Consider the following 17,568-nt stretch of genomic DNA (forward strand, 5'->3'; position numbering starts at 1 on the left):
AGTTTCTTGCCCATATTAATATAACCTCACTTTTCTATATCTATGGACAATAGTTTACTACAAAAGGCTATACAATCTCATCGGTAATTTTTTCATTGGCTAAATGTTCCTTCATGCTTTTGCCGTGACCCCTAATATTAGGCAAAATAGCGATAAACTTAAAGTAAAGGTTTTAGTTCGATTTATCTCAGCCAAAAATATGCTTTTAGGCATAACCATAACATATTTCCAATTGTTTTGCTCAGATGTATGGCATAGTACAGTAACTTCATCCCTACCCATGCTATAATCAAATATACTGCTAGATAAGCTTATCTGTTTTTTGATTTCATTTGGTAAAAGAGGTGCCTCTTTAGACGTAAGTATCGTTTCTCCATTTTTATCAATTATATAGATATAAGCTCCCGCTGCCCAATGCATCTTATCTATCATGCCGCTTATCTTTTCTTCATCTATTAATATAATTAATTGTCCAAGTGGCCTATCACTTCTATTTATGGGAATTGACTGAACAAAAGTTATTACCCTATGTTTCTCTGAATTATAGGCATTTAGTTGTCTAGAAGGCAAATAAGTATGAAAATGATATTTTGATAAAACTTCATCTTGCCAGCTACTATATTCTACTCCTTCATAACTGTACATAATGTCATAAAATCGCTGCGATGGAAATTTCACTGTTGCTGTAACTACTTGGTCTGTATTATAAAAATATATATAATAATCGTAGATAAACTCATTTTTAGGGTAGTTCATCATGTCTTCCATTATATCTTTATAAGAAAATATATAATCATTTCCCTTAATCAATATGGCTAGCTTTTTATCAAATACTATATTGTTACTTAATTCATATACCTGTCTTAACTTATTATCCATATCTATCTGTAGTTGTTCAAGCATAGCAAAGCTAGATCGTTTTATATTTTCCAATGTATTCTTTTCCATCCTCTGGTAGTATATTACATTGCTGGTCATAGATAATAGAAGTATTATTATATATGAAATTGAAAATATTAGAAACACACTCCTTTTCATTTTTGTATGCCTTATATCTTCCATTAACTTTGTAAACCGTTTGAAAAGCAATGTACCCACCCTTTCAATTATATAAACCTATTGTTTGAATTCACCATAAATTATAGATCAAGCATAATACACTAACTATTTAGTTACTAATATTATAATATAATTTCTACTTATTTTAAATACTAAAATTTTTATATAAAAAGTACTCATAATAACATAAGGATATATTAAAGGACATTAAATGTCCTTTAATATATCCTTATGAGTGTGCAAATTTTGACTTGCCTGGGAGATATGATTTATCATAAGCAGCTCCCCACTTTTTGCATCACCTTTTTTAAATGCTTCAAGAATTGCCTTGTGTTCTTCTAATGCCCGCTCTGCCCGTTTGGGTACCTTATATGAACCTAGCCGAGCCCTTTCTATATAGCGCAGTAAACTCCTCAATGTATGTTTTAATACCTTGCTATTAGATGCATCATATATAGTTTCATGAAACCTGGTATCTAGTTCTGTCAAGCGCTCCATATCATTCTTTCCAGTAGCATGCTCCATTAAACTAACAATCTCTTCAAGTTCCTTTAGCTGATTTGGAGAGATACGCAATACGCCCCAACGTACCGCTAAACCTTCCATAGTAGATCTAATAGTATATATATCCTCTATATCCTGCTCAGTAATCTCCGTTACAAACACGCCTTTATTAGGCACATATACTACCAAGCCTTCCAGTTCTAACTGTCTCAATGCTTCTCTCACTGGTGTTCTGCTAACTCCAAGTTCTTCTGCAAGCTTAGTCTCTACCAGTCCCTCACCAGGATGATACTTACCATTTATGATATCCTGCTGCAACCTATTAAATATACGCCCCCTAAGTGAATTTTGTTCATAGGCGTCTGTCTCCCAGAAATTTTTTGCCAAGCCATTATTCCTCCCTTAAAGGCTATGCATTCTTTTTAGTATAATTTAAAAGTCCTCCTGCTAATATCACATTCTTAAGTCTAGGTGAAACTTCAAGTTTTACCTTAAACTCAATATCTTTTGTAATATTTTTTACAATTAGTGTATCGCCTTGTTTTATTTGATTCACTGCATCTTCTATAACTATATAATCGTCCCTGTCTATGGTATTATAATCATCTTCATTTACAAATACCAAAGGTAGTATACCAGAATTTATAAGATTGGACTTGTGTATTCGTGCAAAAGATTTTGCAATAACTCCTTTTATACCAAGGTATAAAGGTACCAATGCCGCATGCTCTCTGCTGGAACCCTGTCCATAATTATGTCCAGCTACTAAAAATCCTCCTCCCGCCTCCTTGGCCCTAGCTGGGAATCCCTTATCCACAGGTGTCAAACAATAATCCGATAGATATGGTATATTTGATCTATAGGGAAGAAGCTTGGCATTTGATGGCATTATATGATCGGTAGTTATATTATCTTCCATCTTTAAAAGTACCGTTCCACTCACCTTATCCTTTAACTCTTCATTTATAGGGAATGGCTTTATATTGGGCCCCCTCACTACTTCCACATCCTCCGCATGTTCAGCCGGTGAAATAACAGAATTATCATTTACTACAAATGTATCAGGCATATCGATTTCAGGATATTCACCTAATATTCTTGGATCTGTCAAAACTCCTGTAAGTGCAGTAGCCACTGCTACCTCAGGGCTAGCTAGATATACCTTTGCACTAACAGTACCACTTCGCCCATAGAAATTACGATTAAATGTACGTATAGATACTGCATCTGTAGCCGGTGCTTGTCCCATACCTATACAAGGTCCACATGCACATTCAAGCACCCTAGCGCCTGCATCCACCATATCAGCCAATGCACCATTTTTAGCAAGCATAGTATATACCTGCTTGGAGCCTGGAGAAATAACCAAGCTAACATCTGGATGCACTGTTTTACCTTTGAGTATTTTTGCCACTCTCATAAGATCCAAATATGATGAATTTGTACAACTGCCTATAGCAACCTGATCCACCTTTATAGGTCCAACATTTTTTACACTGTCCACATTATCAGGACTATGGGGCTTTGCTATCAAAGGTTCCAAAGTACTTAGATCTATTTCAATCTCCTCATCATATTGGGCATCATAATCCGCACATATCTCTATCCACTCATCTTCCCTGTTCTGCGCCCGCATAAAGGCTCTAGTCATCTCATCACTTGGAAATATAGAAGTGGTAGCACCTAGCTCTGTGCCCATATTGGTTATCGTTGCCCGTTCCGGAACTGTAAGGGTAGATACACCATCCCCGGCATACTCGAGTACTTTGCCCACACCACCTTTAACTGAAAGCTGTCTTAATATCTCAAGTATTACATCCTTTGCAGTTACCCATGGATTAAGTTTGCCTTTCAATACTACCCTGCATACTCTGGGCATAGTAAGATAATAAGGTCCTCCCGCCATAGCAACTGCTACATCTAGCCCTCCAGCACCAATAGCCAACATACCTATACCGCCTGCTGTAGGTGTATGACTGTCAGAACCTAAAAGGGTCCAGCCCGGTCTATCAAAACGCTCTAGATTAACCTGATGGCATATACCATTGCCAGGTCTTGAAAAATAAACACCATGTTTTGATGCCACAGTTTGTATATATTTATGATCATCTGCATTTTCAAATCCAGCTTGCAGCATATTATGATCTACATAGGCTACAGATCGTTTTGTTTTAACCCTTGGCACCCCCATTGCTTCATATTGTAGATATGCCATGGTCCCGGTAGAATCCTGAGTCAGGGTTTGATCAATGGTAATAGCAATCTCCTTACCTGACTTCATAGTACCGCTTATCAAATGCTTTTCTATTATCTTTTCTACGATGTTTTTACCCATATCTAACCTCCTTACGCTTGATATCTAGCATTATTGTATACAATAATACACATGGTGTCAATTAGGAAGTTTCCTTTGCTATTCTTCCAAAAAAGTGCTATAATATGTCATAAATACGAGTATTATGGGGAGGTAGGAAATTACATGCAGTCAACAGAGAAAAGCTTTTTCACCAGATCTACAGCTTGGATCGTAAAAAAACCAATGCTTGCAGCCGGTATAATATCCATAGGTTTTACCATTCTGATTAAATTGATAGCAAGACTTACCTGGGGACAATTTTTCATAGTATTAGCCTTCAATATGTTTGCGCTTATGGGGATAGCTTATGTAATAAGCAAAAATGCTAGCAACAAACTAGACTCAATGGTATATATAATGGACAGAATAAAAAAACGTGATTTCAAGCAAACCTTAGATGTAAATGAATTTCAGGGTATTGAATCAGTGCCTATGACTTTTAACAGCATGGTAGAAGAGCTACGCAATATAATGGTATCCCTGAAGGATATATCTGTTAAACTGGTAGGCTCATCCAATATGTTAAGTGACAACTCTGGCAAGGTAAATGCTGCCATCGATGATATATCGGCAACTATGAATGAAATAGCCCATGGTGCCTCTGAACAGGCCGCTGAAGCTGAGCGTGGTGTAAGTCTTATAACCAATCTGGCTGATGAGATCAATAATGTCCATAACTATTCAAATAAGGTAGTAAAATCATCAAATGGCATGAAAAATCTCACAAAAGAAGGCATAGAAGCAGTAGATACATTAAAACATGCAAGTGAAGAGAGCATTGATGCTTCTTTAGAAGTAGCAAAATTCATAGATAGTTCAATAAACAGGGCTCAAAATATCGGTGAATTTGTATCCACAATCAATCAGATTGCAGAACAAACAAATCTCCTTGCATTAAACGCAGCCATAGAGGCTGCAAGGGCGGGAGAAGCAGGTAAGGGATTTGCTGTAGTAGCAGATGAAATTCGGAAACTGGCTGACAACAGTAAAAATGCTACTGAACAAGTAGAGGTACTTATGGAGCAGATAGTAAAAGAAGCAGATAATGCACACAGTATATTGACCTCCATAAATACCGTTATGGATGAACAGTCAAAGGCAGTAGAAAATACATCAAGTACCTTTTCCGATATAGCACAAAGTGTTGAAAATGTAATCACTGAGATAGACAGGGTAACAAAAGCCATAGCAGTAATGGAAGAGAATAAAAACAATGCCATAGATGCAATACAAAATATATCCGCAGTATCTGAAGAAGCTGCTGCATCTAGTGAAGAAGTTGCTGCAAGCACTCAGACCCAGAAGGATTTTATGCAAGAGATGGTAAACTCCACACGTATGCTGAACGAATTAGCACTCGAATTAAAACGCCATGTGGAATCATACAACGTATAATACATATAAAAAAATGGAGCAAATTTGCTCCATTTTTTTATTCCTATTTATTTAAAATATCTAACTCCCGCCTCAAATATCCCTTGATCCTTTTCACCTTTTATATTCATATATAAGCCATTTCCTATACGCTCTGAATGTCCCATCTTCCCAAGTATGCGCCCATCAGGACTTGTTATACCCTCCACAGCCCACATGGATCCATTTGGATTATGCGGCATATCATATGTTGGGTTTCCATCCAAATCCACATACTGGGTAGCAATTTGACCATTTTTCATCATATCTTCCAGTTCCAAATCCGATGCTACAAATCTACCTTCGCCATGGGATATGGGAAGCGTATGCATATCACCTTCATTGACATTCATAAACCATGGTGACCTGGTAGATACCACTTTTGTACGCACCATACAGGACATATGCCGACCTATTGTATTGTATGTCAATGTCGGGCTATCCGCCTTTAGCTCCCTTATCTCGCCATATGGTACCAATCCCAACTTAACAAGGGCTTGAAAACCATTACATATACCTAGCATCAGTCCATCCCTATTCTTCAGCATATCCATCACCGCATCGGACACCTTTTGATTTCTAAAGGCAGTGGCTATAAATTTCCCTGAACCATCCGGTTCATCTCCACCGCTAAATCCACCAGGTAACATTATAATTTGGGCATTATTTATTCTTTTAACCAATTCATCTAGTGAATCTTCTATATGTTTTGGTGTCAGATTTCTAAATACAAATACATCCACCAATGCTCCCGCCTTCTCAAAGGCCTTTTTGCTATCGTACTCACAGTTGGTACCCGGAAATACGGGAATCAATACCCTTGGTTTTGCTATCTTTTCCTTTGAATATATAAAAGTCTGTTTATCAGATTTAATGCTTAGTATACTATTATCTGTATGCCCCTTTACTTTGGTTGGGAAGACCGTTTCCAAGGGTTTTTCCCAAGCCGCTATGGCATCTTCAATGGATATAATGTTATCATCTAAAACGATCTTTCTATCCTCAGTGGTATCTCCCAATAGTTTATAGTCAATGCCATTCAGTAATGTATCCACATCCTCATTAGTCCCTATTTCTACTATCAAAGATCCGTATGCAGGATTAAATATATCATTTTTATCTACACAATTATTAAATTTGAAACCTATCTTGTTCCCAAAGCACATCTTAGATATGGCCTCACATACTCCTCCATACCTTATGCTTTGAGCAGACAATATCCTGTTATCATTTATAAGTTCATATATCCTCGTATACATAGCATCTAGCTTTTTAAAATCAGGAAGATGGGCATCATCCCTTACAAGCGGAAGATATACCACTTTGCTTCCAGCATTTTTAAACTCTGGAGATAATACATTTTTTATAAGAGTAGGACATACAGCAAATGCTACCAGTGTAGGAGGTACATCCAAATCGTTAAAGCTGCCTGACATACTATCCTTACCACCGATTGCCGGGAGTCCCAATTGCATCTGGGCATAATATGCACCCATAAGTGCTGAAAATGGCTTACCCCATCTCTTAGGATCATTGCCCAAACGTTCGAAATATTCCTGAAGGGTTAAACGTACCTTTTTATAGTCTCCTCCCATTGCTACTACCTTGGCAACAGCCTCTACTATGGCATATACAGCACCATGGAATGGACTCCACTTTGCTATATTGGGATTGTATCCATATGTCATTAGGGTAGTGGTAGTAGTATCTCCTTCCAATACCGGTACCTTCGCTGCCATACCCTCTGCTGGTGTAAGCTGATATTTCCCGCCAAATGGCATGAGTACCGTACCTGCACCTATTGTGCTGTCAAACCTTTCTGCCAAACCCTTTTGACTGCATATATTAAGATCCTGAAGCTTTTGAAGCCACATATCCCCTATATCATCTCCGGCATATGATGCGTTAAAGGGCACATTTTCATGATCGGGGGCTAATACCTCTACCGTTGTCCGCTGGGATGCTCCATTACTATCCAAAAAATCCCGGCTGATATTTACTATTGTATTATCCCTCCATACCATCCTTAGCCTTTCCTCTTCTGTAACATATGCAACTAATGTAGCCTCTAAATTTTCTTCTTCTGCAGCCCTTATAAATTTCTCGGCATCATCCTTAGATATGAGCACCGCCATGCGCTCCTGGGATTCTGATATTGCAAGCTCCGTACCATCCAATCCCTCATATTTTTTAGGCACCGTATCCAAGTTTATAAAAAGTCCAGGGGCCAATTCGCCTATAGCCACCGATACTCCCCCTGCACCAAAATCATTACATTTTTTTATCATACGGGTAACATCGGGGTTTCTAAACAATCTTTGTATTTTCCGCTCTTCTAGGGGATTTCCCTTTTGCACCTCTGCACCACAACTCTCCAAAGACTCTTCGGTATGAGCCTTTGATGAACCGGTTGCACCACCGCATCCATCTCTTCCTGTCCGACCGCCTAATAATATAACCACATCACCAGATACAGGTCTTTTTCTTACTACATTTTCTCTTGGAGCTGCGCCTATAACTGCCCCCAATTCCATACGCTTAGCTACATATCCCTCATCGTATATCTCCACTACCTGACCGGTAGATAGGCCTATTTGGTTTCCGTATGAACTATAGCCTGCTGCTGCACCATTTGTAATCTTCCGCTGCGGAAGCTTGCCAGGCAAAGTATCTTTAAGAGGAATCCTTGGATCACCACTTCCAGTTATTCTCATAGCTTGATATACATATGCCCTGCCAGATAACGGATCCCGTATGGCACCCCCCAGACAGGTAGCTGCACCGCCAAATGGTTCTATTTCCGTTGGATGATTGTGAGTCTCATTTTTAAACATTATGAGCCATTCTTCAATTTTTCCATCCCTGTCTACGGGCACCACTATACTACAGGCATTTATCTCATCTGATTCATCCAAATCATCTAGCATACCCTGCTTCTTAATGGCCTTCATTGCAATGGTGGCCATATCCATTAGACATATATCTTTTGCCTTTCTTCCGTCATATACATAATCCCTGGTTTTCATATATCCTTCATACGCAGATTTTATAGGTTTTGCAAGCGGATCATCGGATATCTTTATTTCTTCTATTTTGGTTAGAAAAGTAGTATGGCGGCAATGATCGGACCAATAGGTATCCAATACCCTTATCTCTGTTATAGTAGGGTCCCTTTTTTCTTCATCTCTAAAATAGCGCTGACAAAATCTAATGTCGTCTATGGACATGGCAAGACCTAAATCATCAATCATGTCCTTTAGCTCATCTTGAGATAGGTATATAAAACCATCTATACTATCCACATCCTGTGGTACATCTGCATAAAGCTCAATTGTAGATGGTTTTTCAAGGCTGGCTTCCCTCGATTCTACTGGATTAATGCAATAGTTCTTAATCCTTTGAAATTGCTCTTTTGATATATCGCCCTCTAGGACTATAAGTTTTGCTGTCCGTACTATGGGCTTGTCCCCCTGGGTCAATATCTGTATACATTGGGCAGCACTATCTGCCCTTTGGTCATATTGTCCAGGCAGATATTCTATGGCAAAGGCCTCGCCTTCTATATCAATCTCTTCATCCCATACTTTATCTACAGGCGGTTCTGAAAATATAGTACCCTTTGCAAGATTGTATACCTCATCTGAAATGCCCGATACATCATATCTATTTATTATGCGTACATCCGTTAGTGCTTCTATTCCCAAATTGTCATGAAGGTCATTATAGAGATTTCGAGCCTCTACCGCATATGTCCCTCTCTTCTCCACAAAAATACGTCTAACATGCCCATTCATAGGAAATCCCCCTTTTTTATTTTTCATCTTTATTATATTATGTTATAATATATAAGTAAAATTAATATTTCTAATCATTTGTATTAGGAGGGCTTATGAATATAAATTTTGAGCTATACAAGGTTTTCTATTTTGTTGCAAAATACAAAAGTTTTTCCCTGGCAGCTAAGAAGCTTTATATTACCCAGTCGGCAGTAAGCCAATCCATCAAGAATTTAGAGATGGCACTTGATAGTACCTTGTTTTATAGAAAAAACAAAAAAATATCCCTTACCTATGAAGGTGAATTGCTGTTTGAACATGTAGAAAAGGCATATAATGCCCTAAATGCAGCGGAATATAAATTTGCAGAGATCCATGGACTAAAAACAGGTGAGATAAAAATAGGGGCAAGTGATACGGTATGCAAATACCATCTGATAGACTACCTTGAATCTTTTAATGAAAAACATCCAAATATAAAGATCCAAGTGATAAATAGAACTTCTCCCCAGATAATAGACCTCTTAAAAAGACAATCCATAGATATGGGTATAATAACACTGCCTGTTGATAATAAAGACATAGATATACTGAATTTTGCAGAAGTTCAGGATATATTTGTGGCATCATATAAATTTGCCCCATTAAAAGAACAAGTCCTTACATTTGAAGATCTGTCGAAATATCCACTGCTCTTTTTAGAAAAGAACAGTCAAACAAGGCAGAATATGGATCTATGGTTTAAAAAAGAAGGAGTACATATTACTCCTGAAATAGAACTAGAAAGTATAGACTTGCTACTTGAATTTGCAAAGATAGGTTTAGGCATTTCCTGTGTACTAAGAGACAGTGCCATTAGTGCTATTGAAAAAAAGCAGTTATTCGAAGTAAGGACAATTAAAAGGCTTCCTCCCAGACATCTGGGTATATGCACCTTAAAAGATGTTCCCCTGTCTAAGGCGGCACAAGCTTTTATAGGTGGGCTTTGAGCTTGTTTGCATGATAAGCCCGAATGATTACCTTAAGTCGTTTATTGTTAACTAAAAAGCTATTGATATCTTGCATTAAACTTGTTACTTCACTTCGTAGACGGTTAACGATATTAAGATTATATTGCAATTTAGACTTAACTTATTTTATAATTCTCTGTAGTCACATTATATAAATTAGCATAGTTACCGTTCTTCTCTAACAATTGCTTATGAGTACCCATTTCGACTATTTCTCCCTTGTCCATAACAATAATTTTATCTGATAATGTTGCAGAATATAAACGGTGAGAAACAAAAAATATTGTGTTATTCTTAAATCTATCAAATATTTGTTTAAATATGTTATATTCACTTATTAGATCTAATGCACTTGACGGTTCATCTAATATTAGTATTGGATTCTCATTTGCAAATAATCTCGCCAAAGCTAGTTTTTGCATTTCCCCTCCAGACAAAACTACCCCAGTTTCATCAAATTCTTTAGTCAGTAATGAATGCAATCCTTTATCTAAGCTATTTATTTTATCCCCTAATCCAACTGAATTTAATGCATCTAATACCTGCTTAGATTTGGTATCATCGTACAAATCCAAAAGCACATGATGTTAGTATAATATTGTAGACACGATTTTCTGAATGCTATAAAATATAGTAAAGGAAGGAAGTGTCTAGAATGTCTAAGAGATATACAGAAGAATATAAAAATACCATTGTAGAACTTTACAATTCCGGTAAAACACTATCTGAGCTTAATAGTGAATATGGCCTACCTAAATCTACAATACTAACATGGATAAAGAAAGCTAAACCCATAGCAGTAGATAATAACAAAATAATTACCCAAGCTGACTATCAGGCCATGCTTAAGAAGATGGCTAGAATAGAAGAGGAGAATGAAATATTAAAAAAAGCCATGGCCATATTTGCAAAGAAGTAAGCTCGATATATAAGTTTATTACCGATAATAAAGATGTTCATGATATAAAACTAATGTGCAAAGTTTTAAAGGTACCTAGAAGTTCGTATTATAAACATCTTAATAAAAAAGAAAGCAAAAGAAGTATTGAAAATAGATTTCTAGAAGAAGAAATTCTAAACATCTATAAAGCCAGTAAATGCCGTTATGGAGCTCCAAAAATATATGAAAAACTAAAAGCTAAAGATATATTTATAAGTCTTAAAAGAACTCAAAGGCTTATGAGTAAATTAGGCATAAAATCAATAGTATGTAAAAAGTTTAGACCATATTCATCAAAACATAAAGTTGAAAGTAGAGAAAATATAATTAATAGAGACTTCTCTACAACTGGTATTAATCAGAAATGGGTGACTGATATTACATATATTCATACAATTAAAGATGGTTGGTGCTATTTAGCTTCTGTTATGGATCTTAATAGTAGGAAGATTGTTGGATACTCTATGTCTAAAAATATAGATACTACATTGGCTATAAAAGCTTTAGATAATGCATATAAACTTCAGCAACCTTCAGAAGGTCTGATTCTCCATAGTGACTTGGGAAGTCAATATACAAGTTATGATTTTGGTGAATATGTTAAACGTCACAAGATAATCCATTCCTTTAGTGGAAAGGGTAATCCCTACGACAATGCCTGCATAGAATCTTTTCACTCAGTATTGAAGAAAGAAGAAGTTAATCTAGTTAAATATTTTGACTTTGATACGGCTAGACTAGCAATATTTGAATATATAGAGTCATGGTATAACAGAGAAAGAATACATAGCTCTCTAGGCTATATTACTCCCCAAGAATGGAAAGACAAATCTAAGAGGGTTGCATAAAAATTATTCGAGAAAATGTGTCTACTATATTGACATAGGTCCAAATCATAATCTAATCTTAAATTTATTTTAATAATATTTTCTTTTCCATTGTCCTCAAAAATTCGTTTTCATGCGAAATGGAGATAACTGTTCTATCCGTTCTGCAAATAAAGTCAGACAACCATTCTTTTGACTGTGTGTCTAAGTGATTACTTGATTCATCCAATAACAATATGGGACAATCCTTTAGTATGGCTCTTATAATAGAGATTTTCTGTTTTTCGCCGCCCGAAAGTTCGTCATGCTGAAAAGATATTTCTCTTTCCGCTAAATGAGAAGCACCCATCTTTTCCAACAGGTCAAGCGCAACCCCTGTGTTCTCTCTATTGTCAAAAATCAAATTTTCAAGTACAGTACCGTCAAAGAGACACGGTTCCTGTGGAACCAGCGCCAATTGATGCCGCCAATTATACAATGACATATCAGACAGCTCTGTTTTGCCATTAATAAGAATATTTCCATTATACTCAGGCGAAAAGCCACATAACAGTTTTATCAGTGTTGACTTTCCGCTGCCATTTGCGCCGCATATAGCTACTTTTTCTCCATAGCATACGGTGAAAGATAAATTTTCAAAAATCAATTTATCATCATGACGAAAAGCAATGTTATCTGCGGATATGCTAGAGAATTCGTTTATCGTTTCCGCATTGTTCGGTTCGGATTCCTCATATAAGATTTGCATCCGTTCACATAAGTTGTTTAGGATAGGGCGCTCACGTATAATATATCCAATGGAAGAAAAAAGCGAATTATATATTGAAAAATATCCTACCATTGCCGCGACAGAACCTGCGCTGATCAAATCTCTCGAAACCATTACCACCCCAAGTAGCAACACCAAGAGGGTTGTTAATGTATTTACTGAAAGAGAAATTCCATTTGCAATTGATTGATATTTTATTCTTTTCTGCGCAGTTGTCAAAAAGAAGTTCTCATACAAATGATCAATAGATTTAATTAAAGGCTCTTCTAAACCAAGCATAATAATGGCATGCGGTTTAGATGTAATCTCCACCTCGTTAGCTCGCATAGATGTATTATATTCCCTCGTTTCCCTATCATATTTTGCATTCCATTTTCTTACGGCTAGAGGAATGCATAATCTCATTATAGAGATAAGAAATGTACAAACTGCAAACAGCCAATTTATTCCGAATGCAAAATACGTAAGAACAATAAACGTAATCGGGGTTACAATCATTTTGGATACTATCTGCATCCATCCATGTCGATAGTCATTAGGATCGTATTCTAGGCGATATTGCGCATCTCCCCTTTCTATAGCCATGGCTTTGGAATATATCTTGTCTAAAAAGCGTCCAATTACTAGCTTGTCATGAAAAAGGGCGCCTTTTAAAGTAATTACATTGTTTATATACAAAAACAGGGGTATTATAATAACAGAAACTCCTATGCAAGCAACCAATATCCATATATTCTGAAGGACAAACGTTATATTCATCGCTAAAACCGCATCAGCAAATCGAGCTAAAATACTCGCTATATACACAGACAATATTCCTGATATTCCTTCTCGAACTACAGTGAGCAACATCGGCAAAAACATAGCCTTTCTGCAATCATTTCTTATTTCTCTTTTCAATGCTGTCATTTGCCATCAAACCTCCTTCCATCCTATAAATGCTGTCCGCAATTGCATCGAAGATTTTATCATGTGACACTATAATAGTAGTCTTTTTTCTATTATTAATCTTATTGCATAATATCCCTTTTGCAGTTTCGTCTAAAGAATTGCTCGGCTCATCCAGAATCACAATGAAAGGGTCTAAGGTAAAAGCTAACGATAAAAAGACTTTTCTGCGCTCCCCACTAGATAACTCTGTAATTCTTGATTCGTTAATAAGTTTATCCGATAGACCAAATTCACGGAAACATGTGACACAAGAATTTATATTTATCCCGTCTATCATTTCTACAAGCTCTATTGGTTTTATTTGTAACATTGGATCATTCTGTGAAAGATAAAAAATATGTTTTCCCCAATTATTATGCGCAATGTTTCGAGGGGCGCATCCTCCTATTTGGATACTTCCGGACTGTTCTTCCTCTAAACCGGAAATAAGATTTAACAGAGTGGTTTTCCCGGCACCATTCAACCCTTTTATCAATGCAATGGTATTCTCGGGAATAATAATACTAATGCCATTCAGTACAGGGACATCGTTATATTTGAAAGAAACATCTGTCAGTCTAATGCTACTATCTGTAATTTTACCACTTGCCCGCAACCCCTCGGCGAACAATTCACTGATCCGCTCCTTTGCTGTTTTAGCAAGTGAAAAACCTGGAATACAATTAAACACCGTGTTCATTGCAGAATACATACCACCAGAAAGAGCGATTGCTTCAACCCCCACGTCAAGCGTCGCTACATTAAATACGATAAATAAACCTATTGCGCCATACATACCATATTTAAGGATATTCTGCAAAAAAGATTCCATTGCCATTTGCGCTGCTACAGTCAATTCAGAACGATTCCCAGTATTGAGTAATTGTTTATGTAATCGTTCTATACGTTTCAAGTACCATTTTTTAAGGTCAAAAACTTTAATTGTGGATAATCCTTCGTAGCCCGCTACAGTTTCGTTTGTTAGTTTTGCCTCAATATCTCTGGCTTTATCATAATTTATCTGCATATATTTTCGAACGATCAACGGTGGAAAAACTTGCAGAAAGGCAAGTAGTAATAAGGTAAATCCAATCCAAAAACTTTTTATACTAAGAAATATAAAATACGAAATCGTTATAAGTACACCGGACCATAGATTTGGGCGCAAAGAAACAGGAACATTTGTGAGTTTTTCAAAATCATCAGAAAGATACTCCAATGTCTTCCCATTATCTGAACGAAAAAGGATATTCAGCGGATTGGATAAAAAACTTTTATAAATATGCATTTTACAATCATGCAGAGCGATGGATAATGCTTGCTCATATACGATTTCTATAAGAATATTTATTAAGCTTACAGCTATAACAATAGAAAGCAGAATAATAGATTGATTTATAACATGTCCGGTATTCCCCGCAATGGCATATTTAACTATTTGGGACAGAATAGAAGCAGTAAGTAAGTCAATAGGTATATTTACCGCCTTTCTCAATCCATTATAATAGGATATTTTCTTTAAGCGCTTATATATAAATGATAAAATCTCTTCTGTTTTGGTCAAGCCTTTTTTCATACAATCACTCTCATTTCGTTATTATACCCTAGGGTCGCTATCTTACAACCAAACGTTCACAATAATCGGACAATTCTTGATGATTCATAGCGCAATAATCACAAATATCCCTAATATAATCTCCCCAATGTAATATTCTTGTCGAACAAACATAATCCTTCCATTCATTAAAGCTAATCGTTAATTGCCTTTCATTAGGCATCAAAACACACGGTTTAAATCTAAAGTTTTCATCAATGCTCCATTGCAAAGTACCCGCTGTGCAATAATAGGGAAAATCAAAATATAAAATGTTATTTATAAAATACGTGAGTAATTCATTTCCTCTATCTTGCATACAGTTCCCACACCTCCATAATTGCAAGTTTACTAGACTCGCATATTAAACCTTCTTCAGAATTTCCAGCGGCACACTAACTTGCCTTATCTCTCCCATAAATTCTAATTCTATAGTTGCTCGTCTTTTATGCCTATTTGTTTTCTTTATAATGCTCTCTAATCCTATTAGAGGACCTTCGTTTATATATACACGGGTTCCTACAATAATCCCACTTGATGATTCAATACATCTATCATCATTACATAATCTTAGCAACATATTTCTTTCATGATCCTTCATTGCAATATCACCTGTATCGTCGTACTGCAAAAAACTAATAATATCCTTTGAAGCATAAATAATATGTCTTGTCTTTTGTATAACTTCTATGCTTGATAGTTCTGATTCTATAAATACATAACTAGGAAATATTGGCCTAAGCTCTTTTTTTGTCTGTCCAGAACGTCTAAATATGGCCTCTGACATCGGTATGAAAGGCATAAACACTTTGTTATCTAATCGTTTCTCTAAGATTTTCTTAACTTTTTCTTCACGTCCCGTGCATGTAAAGAGTACATAACAATACATTTTGCCTCACAACTCCTCATTACGGTTTGCATGGCTTCGCCCTTTCACTTATCTCAACGACAAGCTACAATAATTTTTATAATATGATCCTTACCAGATATTAACGTGACCCACCAGCGATTAATAACCAATAAGTGCTTTTTTCGTGGCAACTTCTATAAGTAAACAAAGATTATGTATAACTACTGCAAATAAATGAAAAATATATATTATTGTATTAATTCTCAATATTAAACAATCATTGAATATATTGTACATCCATTGATTTGTTGTGTCAACTATTCTATTAGATATTTTATTGTCATACCATTATGCCCGTTTATAATTAAATGTAACACAAAAAATATCGCTTGCAGTTTAAAAGTAGTAAAACAGACAAAAGAAGGAATAAACGTATACTAAGTAAAAACATAGAAGCTGTTCAAAGTAGAGAAATATTTGGTCATTGAGAGATAAACACCGTTTTAGATATCGAAATGATTCAAGCTTGGATGAATACGCTTTCTAAAATGATTTTAGGCTATATGACTCCTGAAACTTGCTTTAATATAGGTGCATTTATTATTACAATTTATAAAAAGATTCGAATTTGCAAAGACAAGTTTAGGCATATTATATTTACTAAAAGCTTGTGCCCCTGTCTAAGGCGGCACAAGCTTTTATCGGTGGGCTTTGACTAATGCATGGGCTATATCCTGCAATGAATTAAATATAAGGTCAGGTTTTATATTTGATTTTTCTACATCCTCCATAGATGTTTCCCCAGACAATACCAATATGGATAAAATACCATGATTTATGCCAGTTGCTATATCGGTATAAAGCCGATCTCCTACTATAGCCACCTGATCTTTCTTTAATTTTAACTTTTCCAGCAAACTATCTACTATTTCTCCATTTGGCTTTCCTATTATTTTTTCAGGTTTTATATCGGTGGATGCCTCTATAAAAGCCAATATTGCACCACAATCAGGTATCATTCCATCCTCAGTAGGACAATTAAAATCAGGATGAGTCGCAATATATGGCACTCCTTTTCTTATAAAATCACATGTCTTAACCATTTTTTCATAGGTAAGTGTAGTATCAAAACCCACAACTACCAACTCAGGATCTTCTCCCACCAGCTGTATATCATACCCCATAAGCTCTTTTTCTAAATATTCCGTACCAAGTACAAATACCTTTTTACCATTGTATTCACGATTTAGATATATGGCAGTGGCCTCTCCAGAGGTAAATACCTGATTTTTTCCCACATAACAACCCATTTTGGCTAACTTTTGTATATAATACTCTCCATTATGTGAAGAATTATTGGTAAGGAAAATATAGTCCTTCCCTTGGGACTCCAAAGTATCTGTAAAGTCTAGAGAGCCATCTATTATCCTATTTCCCAAGTAAAAAGTACCATCCATATCCAATACAAAACATTTTATATTATGTAATTGCTCCACAGATTCAAAACCCCTTTAATTTAATTTAATAAATAACTATATTC

Annotated in this window: 13 protein-coding genes; 3 read left to right on the plus strand and 10 right to left on the minus strand. The window is 36.0% G+C overall.

All coding sequences use genetic code 11. The features are described from left to right. Positions 1–111: 111 nt before the first annotated feature. The 3 genes from EJN67_RS05235 to EJN67_RS05245 all read right to left on the minus strand — a co-directional run bounded on the left by EJN67_RS05235 (position 112) and on the right by EJN67_RS05245 (position 3,898). Positions 112–1,038: a PDC sensor domain-containing protein gene (locus EJN67_RS05235; RefSeq protein WP_165000744.1), complete on the minus strand. Its 927-nt coding sequence runs from the start codon at positions 1,036–1,038 to the stop codon at positions 112–114. Between the two features lie 228 nt (positions 1,039–1,266). Next, positions 1,267–1,950 carry a GntR family transcriptional regulator gene (locus EJN67_RS05240; protein WP_129723290.1) on the minus strand — a complete coding sequence of 228 codons (684 nt, stop codon included), beginning with the start codon at positions 1,948–1,950 and terminating at the stop codon, positions 1,267–1,269. A 22-nt stretch (positions 1,951–1,972) separates the two neighbouring features. Continuing rightward, complete coding sequence (locus tag EJN67_RS05245; RefSeq protein ID WP_129723292.1) at positions 1,973–3,898, minus strand: aconitate hydratase; 1,926 nt, start codon at positions 3,896–3,898, stop codon at positions 1,973–1,975. 144 nt (positions 3,899–4,042) lie between these two features. Here EJN67_RS05245 and EJN67_RS05250 point away from each other — a divergent pair, with 144 nt between their 5' ends. Continuing rightward, positions 4,043–5,314, plus strand: a complete 1,272-nt coding sequence (locus EJN67_RS05250; protein WP_165000745.1) for a methyl-accepting chemotaxis protein — start codon at positions 4,043–4,045, stop codon at positions 5,312–5,314. A 47-nt stretch (positions 5,315–5,361) separates the two neighbouring features. On the opposite strand, the gene EJN67_RS05255 is transcribed toward EJN67_RS05250, so the two are convergent. Beyond that, positions 5,362–9,126, minus strand: a complete 3,765-nt coding sequence (locus EJN67_RS05255; protein WP_129723296.1) for a phosphoribosylformylglycinamidine synthase — start codon at positions 9,124–9,126, stop codon at positions 5,362–5,364. Between the two features lie 95 nt (positions 9,127–9,221). Here EJN67_RS05255 and EJN67_RS05260 point away from each other — a divergent pair, with 95 nt between their 5' ends. Next, complete coding sequence (locus EJN67_RS05260; protein ID WP_129723298.1) at positions 9,222–10,097, plus strand: LysR family transcriptional regulator; 876 nt, start codon at positions 9,222–9,224, stop codon at positions 10,095–10,097. 137 nt (positions 10,098–10,234) lie between these two features. On the opposite strand, the gene EJN67_RS05265 is transcribed toward EJN67_RS05260, so the two are convergent. Further along, positions 10,235–10,687 carry an ATP-binding cassette domain-containing protein gene (locus EJN67_RS05265; protein WP_165000746.1) on the minus strand — a complete coding sequence of 151 codons (453 nt, stop codon included), beginning with the start codon at positions 10,685–10,687 and terminating at the stop codon, positions 10,235–10,237. An 86-nt stretch (positions 10,688–10,773) separates the two neighbouring features. Between EJN67_RS05265 and EJN67_RS05270 the strand changes: the two genes are divergently transcribed. Then, a protein-coding gene (locus tag EJN67_RS05270) for an IS3 family transposase (RefSeq protein ID WP_394347508.1) occupies positions 10,774–11,906 on the plus strand; the annotation gives its coding sequence in 2 pieces (ribosomal slippage) (positions 10,774–11,002 and positions 11,002–11,906; 1,134 coding nt in all). Positions 11,907–11,970: 64 nt separating this feature from the next. On the opposite strand, the gene EJN67_RS05275 is transcribed toward EJN67_RS05270, so the two are convergent. The 5 genes from EJN67_RS05275 to EJN67_RS05295 all read right to left on the minus strand — a co-directional run bounded on the left by EJN67_RS05275 (position 11,971) and on the right by EJN67_RS05295 (position 17,524). Further along, positions 11,971–13,563, minus strand: a complete 1,593-nt coding sequence (locus tag EJN67_RS05275) for an ATP-binding cassette domain-containing protein (RefSeq protein ID WP_129723303.1) — start codon at positions 13,561–13,563, stop codon at positions 11,971–11,973. Next, positions 13,532–15,160 (minus strand): ATP-binding cassette domain-containing protein, encoded by a 1,629-nt coding sequence (locus EJN67_RS05280; protein WP_129723304.1) that lies wholly within the window; start codon positions 15,158–15,160, stop codon positions 13,532–13,534. Before EJN67_RS05280 ends, EJN67_RS05275 begins: the two co-directional genes overlap by 32 nt. 37 nt (positions 15,161–15,197) lie before the next feature. Next, positions 15,198–15,497: a hypothetical protein gene (locus tag EJN67_RS05285; RefSeq protein ID WP_129723305.1), complete on the minus strand. Its 300-nt coding sequence runs from the start codon at positions 15,495–15,497 to the stop codon at positions 15,198–15,200. 45 nt (positions 15,498–15,542) lie between these two features. Next, on the minus strand, positions 15,543–16,067 hold the full coding sequence (loaP, locus tag EJN67_RS05290) for an antiterminator LoaP (protein WP_129723306.1): 525 nt from the start codon (positions 16,065–16,067) through the stop codon (positions 15,543–15,545). A 659-nt stretch (positions 16,068–16,726) separates the two neighbouring features. Further along, positions 16,727–17,524 (minus strand): HAD-IIA family hydrolase, encoded by a 798-nt coding sequence (locus EJN67_RS05295; protein ID WP_129723307.1) that lies wholly within the window; start codon positions 17,522–17,524, stop codon positions 16,727–16,729. Between the last annotated feature and the right edge of the window lie 44 nt (positions 17,525–17,568).

The sequence above is a fragment of the Xylanivirga thermophila genome, from assembly GCF_004138105.1.
GTDB lineage: Bacteria > Bacillota > Clostridia > Caldicoprobacterales > Xylanivirgaceae > Xylanivirga > Xylanivirga thermophila.